This window comes from Acetobacter sp. DmW_043 (assembly GCF_002153485.1).
Classification (GTDB): domain Bacteria; phylum Pseudomonadota; class Alphaproteobacteria; order Acetobacterales; family Acetobacteraceae; genus Acetobacter; species Acetobacter thailandicus.
Genome location: NZ_JOMN01000008.1, coordinates 149,349 through 165,916 on the forward strand (window position 1 = coordinate 149,349; position 16,568 = coordinate 165,916).

The window sequence follows — 16,568 nt, forward strand, 5'->3', positions numbered from 1 at the left end:
CTCTCTTGACTCAGATGCAAAATTACAGTTTTAATCCGCCCGCAAGAGCAAATGTGCCCTTATAGCTCAGTGGTAGAGCAACCGCCTTGTAAGCGGTAGGTCGTGGGTTCAAATCCTACTGAGGGCACCATTTTTCACACAAAATACTATAATAAATTTTTTTGGTTGTGATTTAATAACCAGTAAAAATTTCAATTTTTATAGTTTGCCAGCCAGGCTCAGGACTCATTCTTTAATGGTATAAGATGAAACGTGCTGCGATATGAATTGCGGACATGAAAATATGAGCCCCACGATTATATCTGGTCGCCACGCGTCGCCAGTCTTTAAGCTTTGCGAACCATACGCTTTGGGGGCATTTTTCCACTTAAGCACGTTGCGGATCACATAAACGATCCCGCTCAGAACTCGCTGGTCATCCACGCGTGGCACGCCGTGCGCCAGAGGAAAAACGGCTCAATCCGCTCCATCTGGCTTTCAGACAGCAATAATACGTCACTCACAGGCTCTCCTTCATCGGCAAGTCTGTGAATCATAACCTCTCGCTCAGTTCAGGAAATTAAAAGGTCCTGAGCCTGAGATTCTCTAACTTTTTAAAGTAAACGGAATAAAAGTCCTTAAAAAATACCTTTTATTGAGCACTATGAACTTTTTTTATTTGTTTTCCATGGCTGTTCACGCAGGCGATGAAAGAATAAACCTTTTTGTTCAAAGCGAGACCACAGATAAGTATAGAAGAACCATTTTTTCATAAAAAATGGTGTGTAGCGATATAAAATTTTATCTGTTTTTGTCCATGTTACCCGGCAGCGATCAGCACGACGGGGTGATGTCAGGCACCAGAATCCGATGGGGTAGCGTACGCGGCCTACTTTTAGTAAACATTCAACAATTTCATGGTCTTCGAGAACATAGGGCCATCGTACAGGGTCGAATCCCCCAACTTTACGAAACAAGGCTGTACGAAATGTTTCGGCATATCCTCCGGCATGGCATTCAGAAGAGAAGAGAGTGGCCAGAGTTTGTATTTTAAAAATGCGAAACAGACTTTTAAATGATGAGAGCGGGCCTTTAATGTTCGTTGCCATGACAGCAGCGACACATGAACCTTTTCTGCCCTGATATCCTGTATGTGCTTTTGTCAGGTAGTCAGGTGGATAATATGTGTCTGCATCCCAGGTGGCGAAATAATCAGTGCGTACCAGTGCAGTACCTGTGACAAGAGCATGTATTTTGCCAGGTTTTGGTTCATCAATAAGCATTATTTCGAACAAATGACCAAATTGCTCTTTGAATTCTCTGGTCAGAAGAGGGGAGCGGTCAGTTGAGGCATTATTGACCAGGATAATCTGACTGGGTCTTTTTGTCTGGTGAAGCAGACAGGACATACATTGTTCGAGGCAGTCTTCTTCATTGAAGTAAGGAATTACGACAGCCCAGTTTTGTTCTCTCATCGATATTCTATCCGGTGGGGGGAGGAGTGGCTGTCTGGTTAAGCTCTGATGTTTACCAAAAGTTGTAAGAGAATGCTTTCCTCGGGACAAAAAGTGGCGTCTTTAAGGTCGCGTATAACATTCCGCATCAGAGACTAATATATTTGTGTTTGTAAGAATGGCCGCCGCGCCTTGTTATCGTGGCGCAGGGACAGTTTATTACAGAATAACCTGACCGTGATGCCCAGGGGTTTCTGAAAGAATTATATATTTAAATCAGGCGTTTGCATGCATGTTTTGAGACGATGCTGCGCTCAGAAAACCGGTTTCTGGCTGATGTCTGTTTATCTTTACGCTCTGTATATTTATGACAAAGAAAAAATATTTATGTTTCTTCTTTCCAGCCACATTGAACGAGGGCGGGCTGCATCGCTGCCCTGGGTGGTGCTGTAACTGCAATGCGCGGTGTGAATGGTAAAACAAGGCTCTGCGCCAGAAGATGTAGCCCGTGTTTGTGTGCTGTACCATAAAGGTTGTCACCTGCAATTGGCCAGCCCATTGCAGCACAGTGCACCCGTGCCTGGTGTGTGCGGCCGGTGTGCAGCGTCAGTTCAAGCCAGGTCAGTGTGTCACTACGCCCGAGAACGCGCCAGGAGGTTGTCGCCGGGATTCCTTTCGGGTCAGTGATTATGCGCCAGCCTTTATGGCGGTCATTTTGTTTGAGCAAAGGCAGAGAGATCGTGCCTGATTCTCCTTCAGGGTGCCCCTGAACCACAGCCCAGTATGTTTTTAATGCAGTTTTGTTAGAAAAGGCTTCCTGCATGGCAATCAAGGGTTGCTTACGCAGCGCGATAGCCAGACAGCCTGATGTGTCTGTATCAAGCCGGTGAGCAAGCCAGGGGCCATCCCTGCGTTTTGAAAGCGCAGGAAAGCAGCTTTCTATGCTGATAGTACCCGCTACATTGCTATGTACAGGAATACCTGCCGGCTTGTTGATGATAACAATCCGCTGATCGTTATACAGAATATCCAGCGGAAAAAGAGAAAAAGACTGAGACATCATTCGTCGCGATGCGCCCCTATCAGCACTTTGCGGCGGCCAACATGGTCAGCCGGGCTGATGATTTTTTCCCGTTCCATTTGTTCAATCAGTTTAGCTGCGCGGTTATAACCAATAGATAAATGGCGTTGCACAAAAGATGTCGAGGCTTTGCCTTCACGGGTGACGATTGATACCGCTTCGTCGTACAGGTCGGACTCTCCGCCATCACTGTTGCCGCCTGAGCGACCTGATGAGCCGGTAGTTGTTTCTTCAGCTGCTTCGGTCAGCACATCATCATCATAAACTGGTTCTCCCTGTTCTTTAAGGAAGTTGACCACCTGTTCTACTTCACTATCTGCAACAAAGGGGCCGTGCACACGTGTAATGCGCCCACCACCCTGCATAAACAGCATATCACCCTGGCCCAGAAGCTGCTCGGCCCCCTGTTCTCCCAGGATAGTCCGGCTGTCAAATTTGCTGATGACCTGAAAGGAAATACGGGTTGGGAAGTTGGCTTTAATAGTGCCGGTAATCACATCAACTGACGGGCGCTGTGTGGCCATGATGACGTGAATACCAGCCGCACGGGCTTTTTGCGCCAGTCGTTGCACACAAACATCAATCTCTTTACCGGCTGTCATCATCAGATCAGCCATTTCGTCAATAATGACCACGATGTAGGGCATCGCGTCGAGCGTCATAGACTGCTCTTCAAACACAGGTGTGCCGGTTTCGGGATCAAAACCTGTCTGCACACGTCTGACAACAATTTCGCCATCAGCGCGGGCTGCTGCTGCACGTTCGTTGTAGCCGGCAATATTACGGACCTGCATATGCGCCATTGTCCGGTAACGGCGGTCCATCTCCCGCACAACCCATTTCAGGGCGTTTACTGCTTTAGCCGGTTCAGTCACAACAGGTGTCAGCAGGTGTGGAATGCCATCGTAGATCGAAAGCTCAAGTACTTTCGGGTCTATCATGATCATACGGCATTCATCTGGTGACATACGGTAAAGCAGAGACAGGATCATGGTGTTGATCCCCACTGATTTACCAGACCCGGTAGTACCCGCAACGAGCAGATGAGGCATACGGGCCAGGTCACTGAATACCGGGTCACCGGCAATATCTTTGCCTAGTGCCAGTGAAAGATGAGCGGGGTCTTTCTGCCAGCCTGGCTGGGTTAGCAGTTCAGAGAGATAAACGGTTTCACGTTTCTGGTTTGGTACCTCAATACCAATCACGTTGCGTCCGGGCACAGTGGCAATACGTACACTCAGCACAGAGAGCGAGCGAGCGACGTCATCTGCCAGTCCGATAACCCTGGCTGAGCGGATACCTGCAGCAGGTTCAAGCTCATAGAGTGTCACGACCGGCCCGGCACTCATGCCGACAATAGTGCCCTGCACACCGTAATCGGCCAGAACCTGCTCAAGCAGGCGGGCATTAGCCGTCAGCATTTCCTGCGAAGGACCAAGCTGTCCTTTGGGTGGTGCCGGCTTAATCAGGTTAAGAGGGGGGAGCTCCCAGCCGCCTTTTCTGTTGGGTGCAAGTGCAGCTCCCTGGCTGCCGGTACCTTCTTTACCTGCAAACAGGCGCCCCAGCAGGCCAGATTTATTCTGTGCTGTGTCAGCAACCTGAGGTCTGACCGGGGCCGGAGCAGGAGCTGGCTGTACGGCGGGCGGAGGTGGTTCAGCAGGTCTGAAGGATTCGGCCTGGTGTGTTTCAGGTTCCTGCTCATGAGGATGGTGAGGCGTGCCAGGGGGGGGCTCTTCAGAGTGTGTTTCTGTCAGCTCATCGTCATAAAATTCGTCTTCAAATAATTCATGACTGACATGGCTGCTTTTCTGAAATGGCTGCGCTTCATCCCTCTCATACTCATCGTGTGTACCGTGTGCTGTTATGTCGCTCTGGTGTTTGCGGCTGGCATAATAGCGAACAAAGCGGGTTGCCAGTTTACCAGGGACGCGGCTGATCATGACAAAACCGCGCCAGAGGGCCATCCATTCCTGGCGGCGCAATCCTGTAGCAAGCGCCAGTAGCAGCCCGGCCAGTAACAGGCCCAGCAGCCAGATCACCATGCCGCCGGCAGGGCCGATTGCCGCCGTGCCGGCTGAGAGTGAAGCCTGAGCGATAGAAAGCCCGATGCCTCCACCGATGCCAGCCCTGGCAGGCCATGCGGGAGTGGGCAGAGCTGTAAAGAGGAGGGGAATGGAGGAGAAGAGGGCGCCGCCAACGGGTAGCAGGCAGAGAAAGGCAGCTACTCTGAAGCCAAAAACAGGCAGTGTTTCATGGCCAATCAGCCTGTGGCTCATAAAGCGCCAGCCCCAGGCCATAAGAATAAAAGCAGGAAGAATGGCTGCAAGACCGACACTTTGCAGCAAGGTATCTGAAAATATAGCTCCGGGCAGCCCGAGCAGGTTGGTGGGTGCCTGGCCGGTTGCTGTGTTCAGGGACGGATCATCAGGATTATAAGACACCAGCGCAATGAGCAGGGCACAGGCGAGAAGGCACAAAACTATCCCCCCGGCTTCTTCAAGGCGCATGCGCAGGGGACTTTTATAGGGTGAAACAGCGTAGTCGGATGAATGGGGAGGGCTTACTCGCACCAAGGGGCTGAATCCTGTCTCTGAATAAATCTGAAAAACAAGGTCAGTGATATGGCAGGGTTACTGACCAGTGAGAGGCAAGTGTATCGTGAAGCGATGTGTCAGATAAGGTCTAAGGACCTTTATTATCTCTTTTTAGGCAGTTTTTTATGAGGTCCGATTAAAAACCACAAACAAAATATGAGGTGCTCAGGCAGAGTATGGCGTCGTAGCCCGCTCATACGACATAATACAGAGAATCGGGCCAGTATCCCTCTCAGTCCAGGGCGCAGGCTTTTCCGGAGGGCCTCAAGGCTGGCAGTGTTTTTTGCCGTAACAAAGTGTTTGTGCCTCAGAAGAGCTTCTGTATTGCTGTGAAAAATCCTCATGAACACGTTTGGTCCGCGTTTGATCGCTGCCAGTGCTCTTTTAAAAAATAAGGCCGGTGCACCAACTGCGTTGCTGCTGTGCTGACGATAGAGCAGATGAGGCTGGTTATCGGTTATAATGACGCCACCGGCAGCACTGGTGAGCAGATACGCCCACCAGTCATGCAGAATGTGTGAGAAAGGCGGACTTGCAGCCTTAAGCAATGTACAGGCAGCAGGTGAGAGCATGATGCTACAGCCTGTGGCAATATTTTGTGTCATCGCAGAGAGAAAGCGGGGATGTTGTGGCAAGGCGGGAGAGAGACCCGTGTAGCGCAGATGGCTGTCTGTCAGAATCTGGCGACAACAATAGAGTGCGGGCCTGTCTTTCCGGGTGCTTTTCAGGGCCTTCAGGCCGGTTGCAAGTTTTTCAGGCAGCCAGATATCGTCCTGATCACAGAAGGCGATATAGGCACCAGAAGGAACTGCCGATAAAAGCATCGTATAGGAATTGCATATGCCAATATGCTTACCGTTATCCTGCGACAGAAGAACGCAGCGTTCGGGGCCATGCTTAAGTGTGAAATTTTCCATCAGCTGGCGGGTGGCATCTGTTGAGCCATCATCGCGCCATAACAATACCCATGATGTGCAGGACTGGTTTTCGAGCGAGGCAAGCTGCTCTTTCAGATACTGCTCGCCATTATAAACGGAGAGCAGGATAAAAATAATATCTGAAGGGTCTGGTCGCGCAGAAAAGAACTCTGTGTCATTACCCTGACGCATTTTCTGCACGTACAAACCTCTGTTTTTTTCTGTTGGATGGGATAACACAGACCTCATCACAGGGTCGTGTTACGCCCTCCTTTTACAGCGTTGGCGCTATTGTGCAAAAATTTTCTTTACAATTTGTTTAATACTTTTTTCCCAGTGAGGCATTTTGATACCGAATACTTGCTCTAATTTACTGTTATCCATTCGGGAATCAGCAGGTCTTTTGGCAGGAGTTGGCCAGTCCTCAGTGCGAATAGCGGTAACTTCCGGGCTTTTCTGACCGTAGTGTGCAGCTTCCTGCAATGTTGCTACAGCAAGGCCGTGCCACGTTGTGTCACCCGTACCGCATACATGGTAAATGCCTGCAAATTCATCTTTCCAGCCATCTTTTTCAATAACAGCGAGTGTTGCCAGAATAGCGCCTGCCAGATCATCAGAACTGGTCGGGTTTCCTTTCTGGTCGCCGACAACTTTCAGAGCCGGGTTTTTAGCGCCGGCATTGATCATGGTGCGCACAAAGTTTTTGCCATGAGCTGAGTAAACCCATGAGGTGCGAAAAATAAGAGTTTTCGGGTTGGCTGCTAAAGCCAGCTTTTCGCCTTCGGCTTTAGTGCTGCCATAGACTGTCTGAGGAGAAACAGGGTCAGACTCGGTGTAAGGCTGGCCTTTTTCACCTGAGAAAACGTAATCAGTTGAAACGTGTATTAGTGGAATATTCCGCTCGGCACACAGGCGTGCAAGCTCTGCCGGTCCGCTGGTGTTGGCCCGGGCTGCGGCTTTACTTTCACTCTCAGCCAGGTCAACAGCTGTCCAGGCAGCAGCATTAACCACAGCAACAGGCTTAACGCGTTCGAGCGTGCTGGCGAGCGTTTCCGGGTGGTCAAAGTCAAAGTCAGGGCGGCCTGTACGGTGGATACGTGACCCACCGAGATTAACCAGAGATGTGGCCAGCTGGCCGGTGCCACCCGTTACCAGAATGGGGCCACCGTTTTGCAGCAGAATATCCACCAGATTACTCCTCAGATATGAAACCAGCCCTTAGCGGCTGAAAACTCAGGTGCCAGAAGGTCTTTTTCTGACAAAACGGCATCTTCTGCTTTGACAGGCCAGTCGATAGCCAGTTCAGCGCTGTTCCAGATAACGGCGCGCTCAGAAGCTTTGTCATACAGGCCTGTACATTTATACTGCACTTCAGCATCTTCAGTCAGTGTGCAGAAGCCATGCAGAAAGCCCGGTGGAACCCAGAGCTGAGACCAGTTGTCTTCAGAGAGTTCAGCACTGACCCATTTGCCATAAGTTGGCGAGCCAACACGGGCATCAACCGCGACATCCCATATTGCACCTTTGGTGCAGCGTACCAGCTTACCCTGTTCGTGTGGAGCGAGCTGGCAATGAAGGCCGCGAATAACACCCTTCTGGCGTGACAGACTTTGGTTATCCTGCACGAAGGGCTGCGTGATGCCTGCATTTTTCATGTGGTTGATGTTGTATGTTTCTGAGAAGAAACCCCGGTTATCACCAAAGCGTGGTGGTGTGACAAGGATAACATCAGGAATAGCGAGACGTTCGGCTTTCATACACTCAAGGTCCTGTTAAAAAGATATGTAAGGGCGCGAGTTATCAGGATTGATCCGGGACTGTGTCAGCCAGTTGCATGAGAAGCCGGCCCAGCTCTGTTTTAATCATACGCTGCGCATGTGCCCGCAGCTGGTCTGCGTTAATGTAACCCATACGATAGGCTACCTCCCCGGGGGAGCCAACCAGCATACCCTGGCGGGCCTGAATGGTGTGAACAAACTGCCCGGCTTCCATCAGGCTGTCAGGCAGACCGGCATCAAGCCACGCACAGCCGCGGCCAAGACGTTCAACCTGCAGGGTGCCTTCGTCAAGGTAGAGACGGTTGAGATCGGTAATTTCGAGTTCGCCACGCGGAGAAGGTTTGACTTTTTTTGCAAAGTCGACCACCCGGTGATCATAGAAATAGAGGCCGGTAATAGCCCAGTTCGAAGCAGGGTCCGTTGGTTTTTCAACAACCGTCAGGGCTTTACCCTGCTCATTAAAGCTGACCACACCATATCGTTCAGGGTCCCGAACCTGGTAAGCAAAAACGGTTGCACCGCTTGAGCGTTTTGCAGCGTGCTGCAGAGACAGGCTGAGATGATCGGCAAAAATCAGGTTGTCACCGAGCGCCAGAGCGCATGGAGCACCATCAATCCAGTCTTCAGCAATCAGGAAGGCCTGAGGAATGCCATCAGGTGAGGGCTGAACGCGATATTCAAAGCGCACACCATACTGGGATCCATCACCCAGCAGGCGTTTAAACTGCGGAAGATCAGCCGGTGTGCTGATGATCATAATATCCCGGATCCCGGCCAGCATCAGCGTAGACAGGGGGTAATAGACCATAGGTTTGTCATAAACCGGCAGCAGCTGCTTGCTGGCAGCCAGTGTCATGGGGTGCAGGCGTGTGCCTGACCCCCCGGCGAGAAGAATGCCTTTCATAGGCTTTACTGAACTCGTGGTCATTATGCAGAAGTCCCCAGGCGGTTGCCTGTATAGCGGCGGGCACGAATACCTTCCCACCAGGTTTTGTTGTTCAGATACCATTCAATGGTGAGGCGGATACCCGTTTCGAAGTCGTGTTTTGCCTTCCAGCCGAGCGCGCGTTCTGCGTGGGAGGGGTCAATTTCATAACGGAAATCATGGCCGGGCCGGTCGCTAACGTAGCGAATAAGCCGCTCACGCGGACCCTGTGCATCTGGTACCAGCTCATCGAGTACAGAACAGATAGTTGTCACAACATCAAGGTTCGTGCGGGGCTGGCGGGCACCGATAGCATAAGTCTCGCCAGGTTTACCTTTTTCAACGGCTTTGACCAGGGCCTCGGCGTGGTCTTCGACAAACAGCCAGTCACGCACATTGTCACCTTTGCCGTAAACCGGCAGCTCTTTGCCCTCAAAGGCATTGATGGTGATCAGTGGAATGAGTTTTTCAGGGAAATGCCATATGCCGTAGTTATTTGTCGTATTTGAGACAAAGGTTGGCAGACCGTAGGTATGATACCACGCTCTTACCAGATGGTCAGAGGAGGCTTTGCTGGCCGAGTAGGGACTGCGTGGGTCATAAGGGGTTGTTTCAGTGAAGGGCGGATCGTTTGCTTCGAGTGCGCCAAAGACTTCATCTGTTGAAATATGATGAAAACGGAAGGTCTCGCGATCCTGTTTATCGAGCGAAGACCAGTATTTTCTGGCGGCTTCAAGCAGAGAATATGTGCCAACGACGTTGGTCTGAATAAAAACGCCAGGCCCGTCGATTGAACGGTCAACATGGCTTTCTGCTGCCAGATGCATAACAGCATCAGGACGAAATTTTTCAAACAGGGTGTTGAGCGCTGCGGTGTCGGTAATATTGACCTGAGCGAACTCATAGCGTCCGGTTGACGCCGCATTTTCTATTGTTTCGGCTGACGCTGCATAGGTCATGCAGTCAACATTGAGAACAGAGTGCTGAGTGGCACGCATTATGTGACGAATAACTGCTGACCCGATAAACCCGCATCCGCCTGTTAGTAAGATTCGCATCGACACCCCGTTAAGTAAATTATTGGTAATCAACCATAGTAATTTAGACTTTGTCTTATAGCGTATAAGAGCGGGGGGGGCCAGAATGTAAAAATATTCGGGGCTAATATTTTGCGATATACAGGGCTGATTATAATTTTATTTTTTATTTTTCAGGTAGTGCAGAGCGTATGTAATAGTCTGTCGCAAAGAAACGGATGTAATTTTTTAAAGAAACAGAAGCAGGTATCTCAGAAATTTATGGAAAATTTCATAATACTATAATTTTTTGGTAAATAATGACCTGGTGCTGCTGGCGAGGATTGAACTCGCGACCTCTCCCTTACCAAGGGAGTGCTCTACCACTGAGCTACAGCAGCGCTCTGGCCGGTTTCTAGCGTTTTGCGCTGCTTATCGCAAGCCTGAATTTCGCTAAAAACCAGAAATTAATCGTCGCGGTGTATTTTTTCCATGCGTTCGTGCTGCTCCTGCGCCTCAATTGAGAGGGTCGCTATGGGGCGGGCTTCGAGACGGCGGAGCGAAATCGGTTCGCCTGTTTCTTCGCAATAGCCATAGCTGCCATTTTCAACGCGCTGCAGAGCAAGGTTGATTTTACCAATGAGTTTGCGGGCTCTGTCACGCGTACGCAGCTCAAGTGCACGGTCAGCTTCAACACTGGCGCGGTCGGTAATATCCGCTTCATGAATGCCGCCTTCAGACAGGCTGGCAAGAGTGTCTCCGGCCTCCTTGAGAAGGTCTGCGCGCCATCTGGTGAGTTTTTGTCTGAAATATTCGGTCTGAAGAGGGTTCATGAACTCCTCATCTTCAGAGGGTCGGTAGTCATGAGGTAGAGTGATCATTGTCAGCCTTTGCAATGACAGGTAGCTGCCCTGAAAGAATGCGCGGCTTATAGCGGCGCTCTCGCAGGAAGCCAAGTGCATTCTATAATTTTCATTTAAAAAATATATTTTTTCTGTGAATTGTGATCACAGGAGAAGTAATTTCAGGCCAGTACCAGAGTTCGGTGTTTCCGATATTTTAATTATATTTTTCTCGTGTGGTACGCTCAGAAAAACCGGCAGAGCCAGGATATGCAGCGCTGGCGGCCATCATCCACCCTGCAAACAGAAAAATCCATCCGGCCGTCGGGAAGGTAAATAAGGCACTTGTTGAAGTGACAGGCCAGAGCACGACGCAGCATACGACGAAAAGCATAGTATGCTGAGCATAAGGGGTGCTTAGCAAACCTCGTGCACCGGCTTTAAGCCAGCACACGACCATGAGGCAGAAAGCCAGCAGACCGGGAAGGCCAGCTGTTGTTGAAACCTGCAGATAGTAATTGTGAGGGTGAATATTGCACCCTGCGCCTGCGGGGCTTTCAAGCGCTGGCAGGTTAAAGGCTTTAGGAAAAGAGGAATGCATGCTTTCGTGGCAAAAATGACGAAAACCATCCATCCCCAGGCCCAGAGCCGGATGATTCAGCGTCATAATCGTTGCTTTTTTAAAAAGCTGTCCATAATCGCTTGTTGAGAAATGTCTGAGCTGGTCAGAAAATTTTATGACAAGTTTTGCGTATGTTGCCGGTGAGATAACCGGAAGCAAAGCCAGTACAATAGCAGCACAGACGCCTGTAATAACGAAAGGCCAGCGGAACTGCCTGATAAGTAGCGCGGTCAAAAACAGCCCGAACAGCATCAGCACGGTGCCCATGCGCTGGCCTATCAGAATCATTGTGACCACAGAGAGTAGAAGCAGCCCGAGGCCGCAGCACCATAGTAAAGGTTTTTTGCTGCGCAGAGAGGTAATAACAACGGGCATAATGCCCGGGAAGAACAGCATCAGAAACATAAAGCTGGCACGGGGTTTGTAAAAAGGTCCGGTGAGGGAACCATCCACCCAGGGGTGTGAGCCGGTGAGATTGACGCCGGTAAAATACTGCTCCCAGCACTGACTTATGAGCCAGAGTGCCAGAACAAACAGGATACCACCCAGCACAAGTCGCCGTTTATTTTGTGTCAGGATCCAGTTTTGCGCTGCTGCAGTGATCAGAAAAAGGCGTGGCAGACACAGGGCCTGAGCCAGAGCACCTCTTTCATGAACATGCAGAGAAGAAATCAGGCTCAGTACACAGAGTGCCGCTGCCGGCGTGACCCATGGGCTTTGCAGCCAGCGCCAGTGGCGGGTAATTGCACAATGCAGCAGAAAGAAACAGCCAAGTGTGGTGGCAGTAATATCGCTGAGCGCGCGGCTGTAGAACATAAACAAAGGCAGCATCATAATGCACAGGGTGCCCCCTGTTGTCAGCCAGGCAGGCAGCTGTGAATGCTGCAACTTTGTAAGGGGCATGTTCTGTACTTTAAAAAAAGCTGCGCGTTATACTGAACAGAGAGAGCTGAGAATCAGAACGGGATTTCATCATCCAGGTCATTGTTGCCGCCGGGGGCATCCCATCCACCCTGTGCAGGGGTGTTCTGGCGTGGGGCCGGGTTATTCTGGCGTGGGGCTGAATACCCGCCGCTGTTGCCACCACGGTCATAACCGTAACCACCGCCCTGAGATGAGCCGTCATCATCATCACCGCCTGCGCGGCTGTCGATCAGTACCAGTTCGCCACGGAAACGCTCAATTACAACCTCTGTTGTGTAGCGTTCCTGACCGTCCTGGCCGGTCCATTTGCGGGTTTGCAGGGTGCCTTCAAGGTAAACTTTACGACCTTTGCGCAAAAAGCGTTCTGCAACATCAGCCAGACGTTCGTTGAAAATGACAACACGGTGCCACTCGGTACGCTCACGTCGCTCACCTGACTGACGATCATTCCATGTGTCACTTGTTGCCAGAGAAAACGACACAATTTTCATGCCGTTCTGGCTTGTGCGTACTTCCGGGTCTTTGCCCAGATTGCCAACCAGAGTAACTTTATTGACGCTGCCAGCCATCAGTGACCTCGTGAAGTTGTAAAAAGAAAAATGTCTGCCTCGTGTAGCGCACTCCGTCTTTTTCTTCTACCCCTCACGGTGAGTGGAAGAAGAGAAAGACCTGCGCCCTGGCAGATATTACAGCTGCCAGACAGAGAGGCGGGCAGCCCCATGTTTGCGTTCTGCCAGCAGGGTTCCGTTGAAGGCCACCTGTTCTGGTTCGCTTTGTGGTGCAGGATGCGCAGGGTCTGTGAGCGGAAGAGGTTCATTATCCGCTGTTTCAATAACAGCTATAGCTCCCGGAGTAATCCATCCGCCTTTTGACAGAGCAGCAAGCGCGCGTGCTGGCAGCCCCTGTCGGTAGGGTGGGTCAATAAAAAGCAAAGAGCAGGGTTTTCTTGCTTTTGTCGGGCTGGTGACATCCTTTGCCAGCACGGTGCAGCGCTCCTGCCAGTTACAGTCAGCAATGTTTTTGCGTAGTGCCGCCAGTGCGGGACGATCTGTTTCGAAAAAACAGGCGCTTGCTGCCCCGCGTGAAAGGGCTTCAAGCGCGAGCGCACCTGTTCCGGCAAAAGCGTCGAGTACACAGGCTTCGCTGAGTAACCCGGCGCCACCCCATGGCGCATGCACCAGCATGTCAAACAAAGCCTGCCTGACCCGGTCTGCCGTGGGTCGGGTGGTTGTGCCGGCTGGCGCTGTCAGCTGCCGCCCTTTGCGTATGCCTGCTATAATTCGCACGTTTAGTTGCCTGTACGTGGTTTGCGTGTAGTAGGTTTGGCTGTCGGCGCAGCGGGAAGCTGGTCACGGATAATGCGGCTTTGCACTTCTTCCAGTTCTCCCCGCAGGAGTGTGCCAAGCTGAAAAGGTCCGTAATTTGTGCGAATCAGGCGGCTGACATGCAGGTTAAGACCCATCATGACTTTTCTCACTTCACGATTTTTGCCCTCGCGCAGAGAGACCGTGAGCCAGGCATTATCGCCTTTTTTAGAATCGAGCTGTGCATCAATAGGGCCATATTTGACACCTTCAAAGACGCTGCCTTCTGCCAGCTGTGCCAGCCGGGCCTCATCAACCACGCCAAAGACCCGTACCCGGTAGCGTCTGATCCACCCATTGGAGGGGAGTTCGAGGCGACGTGCCAGTTCACCGTCATTTGTCAGCAAAAGCAGCCCTTCGCTGTTGAGGTCAAGGCGACCAATGCTGATAACGCGGGGCATACCTTCAGGCAGTGACTCAAAAACAGTCTTGCGGCCTTCCGGGTCTTTATGAGTGGTCATAAGCCCGTCGGGTTTGTGGTAGCGCCACATGCGTGTGCGCTCTGGTTCTGCAACAGGTGCATTATCGAGTTGCACCAGGTCATGTTTCCGGACGAAAGTGGCTGGGTGTGTAACCGGTTGACCGTTTAGTTTGACGCGCCCCTGAGCGATAATCTGTTCTGCATCGCGGCGGCTGGCAATACCTGATCTGCTCAGCCATTTTGCAATGCGCTCTCCGCGTTCTTCTTCTGTCACCGTGCTGCTCCTGCCGTCTGGACATCATCATCAAAAATTATGATAGAAAAGATATGCCAGAATCAGAGACGTTTTGCACTCTCTATACAACCGATAATATGCTTCTTTTTAAGGTTTTTCAGCTTTTTCAGGCCGCAACTGAAGTCTGGTGCGTTGAAAGCCAGCAGATCAGAGAGCCTGCTGTGACCAGCAGTGAACCAAGCCAGAAAGTATGACCAGGCATCATGTGCAGCAGCAGGCTTGTCATGAGTACAGAAAGCACTGGTGAGAAGTAAGACGCCGTTGCCATAAGGGTCAGGTTGCCGTGCATTACGCCATAGTTCCAGGCTGAGTAGGCAAGTGTTGTTAGTACACCAAAGGTAAGCACCATAATGGCACCGTTAAAATTAAAATGCAGGGGCGGCTGGCTGGTGCTGAAATATTTGATCCATAATACGATGGCTGTCAGTGTCAGAAAGACAGGCACGCCGTTTTTACCCTCAGATATGGCGCGTGTTATTATAGTGTACACTGGCCAGGCTGTGGCTGCGATAAGTGCCAGCCCGTAAGCGACCGGGTTTGTGCCGATATTATGAATGATATGTGTGAATGAAATGCCTCTGTCACCCGATGACACCCACAGAATACCTGTAAGGCTGAGCAGCAGACCCGGGATCATACGCCAGTCAGCGCGCTGGTAGCCCAGCCATACAGCCAGAGCGATTGTAAAGGAAGGCCACAGATAATTCACCGTGCCGACTTCAAGGGCCTGCTGACGGGTCGTGGCATAGCCAATGGCCAGTGCAAGAGCTGTTTCATAGGTGATAAACAGTCCGCCGCCGATAATAAGATAGCGTTTTGAGAGTGCGCTAAAGGCAGACGGGCCGGTACAGAGCACAGCAATAACAGCACTGACTGTGAAGATCAGCGCTGAGCCACCAACAGCCCCAAAGGCTTCAGAAATGCCACGATACAGGCCAACAGTAGCGCTCCACATAAAGACAGCACTTACGCCAGTCAGCGTTGGGAGTTCGATTGTATGACGGGGTAACTGCCCGGATGTCTGAACAGACATAACCACACTCCATGACCATGCGGCGGTCAGTGAAAAGATGGGGTATATGCTGGTTTCTGTTGTGGGATGCAATAGATTTTTATTGTATCTGTATAAGTATTGTTCTCAATTTTATTTTTGATGATGTGGTTTTTTATTGTTTTAATATCGAAATTAATTTTTACTCTGGTGAATAATTCAAGTATTTTTGTAGATTTAAAAGGGATGTAACCCCTGGTTTATAGCACACGGCAATGCAAAAACCTGTCTGATATGCTCAGGTATAATGTTACGGGAGCAGAAGCTCTGACAATATTATTGCAGTGTCTGTGGCAACACGCATTATTCAGCTGGCGTACAGTGCCTTTATATTACGCCGCTTCAGAGTAGCAGATTCTGTTATTAGCCCTGATACAGGAAATTAGTTTCCCGCGAGAAAAATACTGACAGATCGTGTTGTGATCGGACTGACCCAGTGATCTTTTTTGGTATCATGAGCAATAGAAAGGCTCAGGCCTAAAGCTGCTGCAGTAAGAACGAGAGTAAGACTATGCATGAGGAAGACCCCTTTCACGGTCGGCTTGTTTTGCCAGATATTCTCAGTTTCCAGCCTGTAAGAGTGGCCGGATGCTCAGGTATCAGCTCAACATTGAGTTACGGTATCTGCATAGCAGGATGACAGAAGAAGCAAGGCAGATGCAAGGAAAATATTGCCTTATTGTTGTCATAATTTGACAGCCATACTCGCTGGCAGCAACAGGCGTAAGGAGACATTTTGCCGAAAGATATTACGGCTGATGCGATGGAGCGCGCTGTTATGCTGGCGCATGAAGCCGCAGCCGCGGGCGAAGTCCCTGTTGGTGCTGTTGTTTTTTCTGCTGATGGTACAGTGATCGGGCAGGCGCGTAATTGCGTTGAAGCCTGGCATGACCCTTCGGCTCACGCTGAAATGCTGGCAATGCGTGAAGCTGTGCAAAAGCGTGGCGGTCGCAGGCTGTCAGATTGTACACTTGTGGTAACACTTGAACCTTGCCCGATGTGTGCCGCCGCTTTTGCGCACTTCAGAATCGGGCGGGTCGTTTTTGGTGCCTATGACAGCAAAGGTGGCGGGGTTGAGCATGGCCCGCGTCTGCCTTACCGGGCTGAGACGTTGCATAAACCCGAGGTTGTTGGCGGTGTCAGAGAGCAGGAGTGTGCTGAAATGCTTAAAATTTTTTTTCAGACCTTGCGAAGGTAAAGCTGAGTCCAGATATCTTTTGGTGTGCAGAGTTTCTTTGTGCAGGGAATTACCTTTTTGCAATGACAGGCTCTTGCCTGCGAGAATCGGATAGTTCTGCGTGACAG

Annotated in this window: 16 protein-coding genes, 2 tRNA genes and 1 pseudogene; 2 read left to right on the forward strand and 17 right to left on the reverse strand. The window is 50.8% G+C overall.

Annotated features, from left to right (window positions below; genetic code table 11):
- Positions 1–55: 55 nt before the first annotated feature.
- A tRNA-Thr gene (locus tag HK11_RS02880) sits at positions 56–130 on the forward strand.
- 209 nt (positions 131–339) lie between these two features.
- Here the strand turns inward: HK11_RS02880 and HK11_RS12525 are convergent.
- The 17 genes and pseudogenes from HK11_RS12525 to HK11_RS12685 all read right to left on the reverse strand — a co-directional run.
- Positions 340–536 (reverse strand): annotated as a pseudogene (locus tag HK11_RS12525) (transposase); the annotation flags it as partial.
- Positions 537–641: 105 nt separating this feature from the next.
- The gene (locus HK11_RS02890; RefSeq protein ID WP_086553836.1) at positions 642–1,454 is read right to left on the reverse strand and encodes a glycosyltransferase family A protein; all 813 of its coding nucleotides are present in this window, start codon (positions 1,452–1,454) and stop codon (positions 642–644) included.
- 364 nt (positions 1,455–1,818) lie between these two features.
- A complete protein-coding gene (locus HK11_RS02895) occupies positions 1,819–2,496 on the reverse strand; it encodes an RluA family pseudouridine synthase (RefSeq protein ID WP_086553837.1) in 678 nt (225 codons plus the stop codon).
- Positions 2,493–5,087: a DNA translocase FtsK gene (locus HK11_RS02900; protein ID WP_198943211.1), complete on the reverse strand. Its 2,595-nt coding sequence runs from the start codon at positions 5,085–5,087 to the stop codon at positions 2,493–2,495. The genes HK11_RS02895 and HK11_RS02900 overlap by 4 nt, the downstream gene beginning before the upstream one ends.
- Before the next feature lie 122 nt (positions 5,088–5,209).
- Positions 5,210–6,217, reverse strand: a complete 1,008-nt coding sequence (locus tag HK11_RS02905) for a glycosyltransferase family 2 protein (protein ID WP_086553871.1) — start codon at positions 6,215–6,217, stop codon at positions 5,210–5,212.
- Between the two features lie 96 nt (positions 6,218–6,313).
- Complete coding sequence (rfbD, locus tag HK11_RS02910) at positions 6,314–7,213, reverse strand: dTDP-4-dehydrorhamnose reductase (protein WP_086553838.1); 900 nt, start codon at positions 7,211–7,213, stop codon at positions 6,314–6,316.
- 11 nt (positions 7,214–7,224) lie between these two features.
- A complete protein-coding gene (gene rfbC, locus HK11_RS02915; RefSeq protein ID WP_086553839.1) occupies positions 7,225–7,782 on the reverse strand; it encodes a dTDP-4-dehydrorhamnose 3,5-epimerase in 558 nt (185 codons plus the stop codon).
- A gap of 43 nt (positions 7,783–7,825) precedes the next feature.
- Entirely contained in the window at positions 7,826–8,707 is an 882-nt protein-coding gene (gene rfbA / locus HK11_RS02920; protein ID WP_173559278.1) for a glucose-1-phosphate thymidylyltransferase RfbA, read from the reverse strand.
- A gap of 23 nt (positions 8,708–8,730) precedes the next feature.
- Positions 8,731–9,786, reverse strand: a complete 1,056-nt coding sequence (gene rfbB, locus HK11_RS02925; protein WP_086553841.1) for a dTDP-glucose 4,6-dehydratase — start codon at positions 9,784–9,786, stop codon at positions 8,731–8,733.
- Between the two features lie 284 nt (positions 9,787–10,070).
- A tRNA-Thr gene (locus HK11_RS02930) sits at positions 10,071–10,145 on the reverse strand.
- Between the two features lie 66 nt (positions 10,146–10,211).
- A complete protein-coding gene (gene dksA, locus HK11_RS02935; RefSeq protein WP_086553842.1) occupies positions 10,212–10,625 on the reverse strand; it encodes an RNA polymerase-binding protein DksA in 414 nt (137 codons plus the stop codon).
- A 178-nt stretch (positions 10,626–10,803) separates the two neighbouring features.
- Positions 10,804–12,111: an O-antigen ligase gene (locus HK11_RS02940; RefSeq protein ID WP_086553843.1), complete on the reverse strand. Its 1,308-nt coding sequence runs from the start codon at positions 12,109–12,111 to the stop codon at positions 10,804–10,806.
- Positions 12,112–12,164: 53 nt separating this feature from the next.
- Complete coding sequence (gene ssb, locus HK11_RS02945) at positions 12,165–12,701, reverse strand: single-stranded DNA-binding protein (protein ID WP_086553844.1); 537 nt, start codon at positions 12,699–12,701, stop codon at positions 12,165–12,167.
- Positions 12,702–12,818: 117 nt separating this feature from the next.
- Positions 12,819–13,418: a 16S rRNA (guanine(966)-N(2))-methyltransferase RsmD gene (rsmD, locus tag HK11_RS02950; RefSeq protein WP_086553845.1), complete on the reverse strand. Its 600-nt coding sequence runs from the start codon at positions 13,416–13,418 to the stop codon at positions 12,819–12,821.
- Positions 13,419–13,420: 2 nt separating this feature from the next.
- Positions 13,421–14,191: a pseudouridine synthase gene (locus tag HK11_RS02955; RefSeq protein WP_086553846.1), complete on the reverse strand. Its 771-nt coding sequence runs from the start codon at positions 14,189–14,191 to the stop codon at positions 13,421–13,423.
- Between the two features lie 127 nt (positions 14,192–14,318).
- On the reverse strand, positions 14,319–15,245 hold the full coding sequence (yddG, locus tag HK11_RS02960; protein ID WP_086553847.1) for an aromatic amino acid DMT transporter YddG: 927 nt from the start codon (positions 15,243–15,245) through the stop codon (positions 14,319–14,321).
- Positions 15,246–15,645: 400 nt separating this feature from the next.
- On the reverse strand, positions 15,646–15,780 hold the full coding sequence (locus HK11_RS12685) for a hypothetical protein (protein ID WP_255375959.1): 135 nt from the start codon (positions 15,778–15,780) through the stop codon (positions 15,646–15,648).
- A gap of 246 nt (positions 15,781–16,026) precedes the next feature.
- On the opposite strand from HK11_RS12685, the gene HK11_RS02965 reads away from it, so the two are divergent.
- Positions 16,027–16,461: a nucleoside deaminase gene (locus HK11_RS02965; RefSeq protein WP_086553872.1), complete on the forward strand. Its 435-nt coding sequence runs from the start codon at positions 16,027–16,029 to the stop codon at positions 16,459–16,461.
- Positions 16,462–16,568 lie beyond the last annotated feature (107 nt).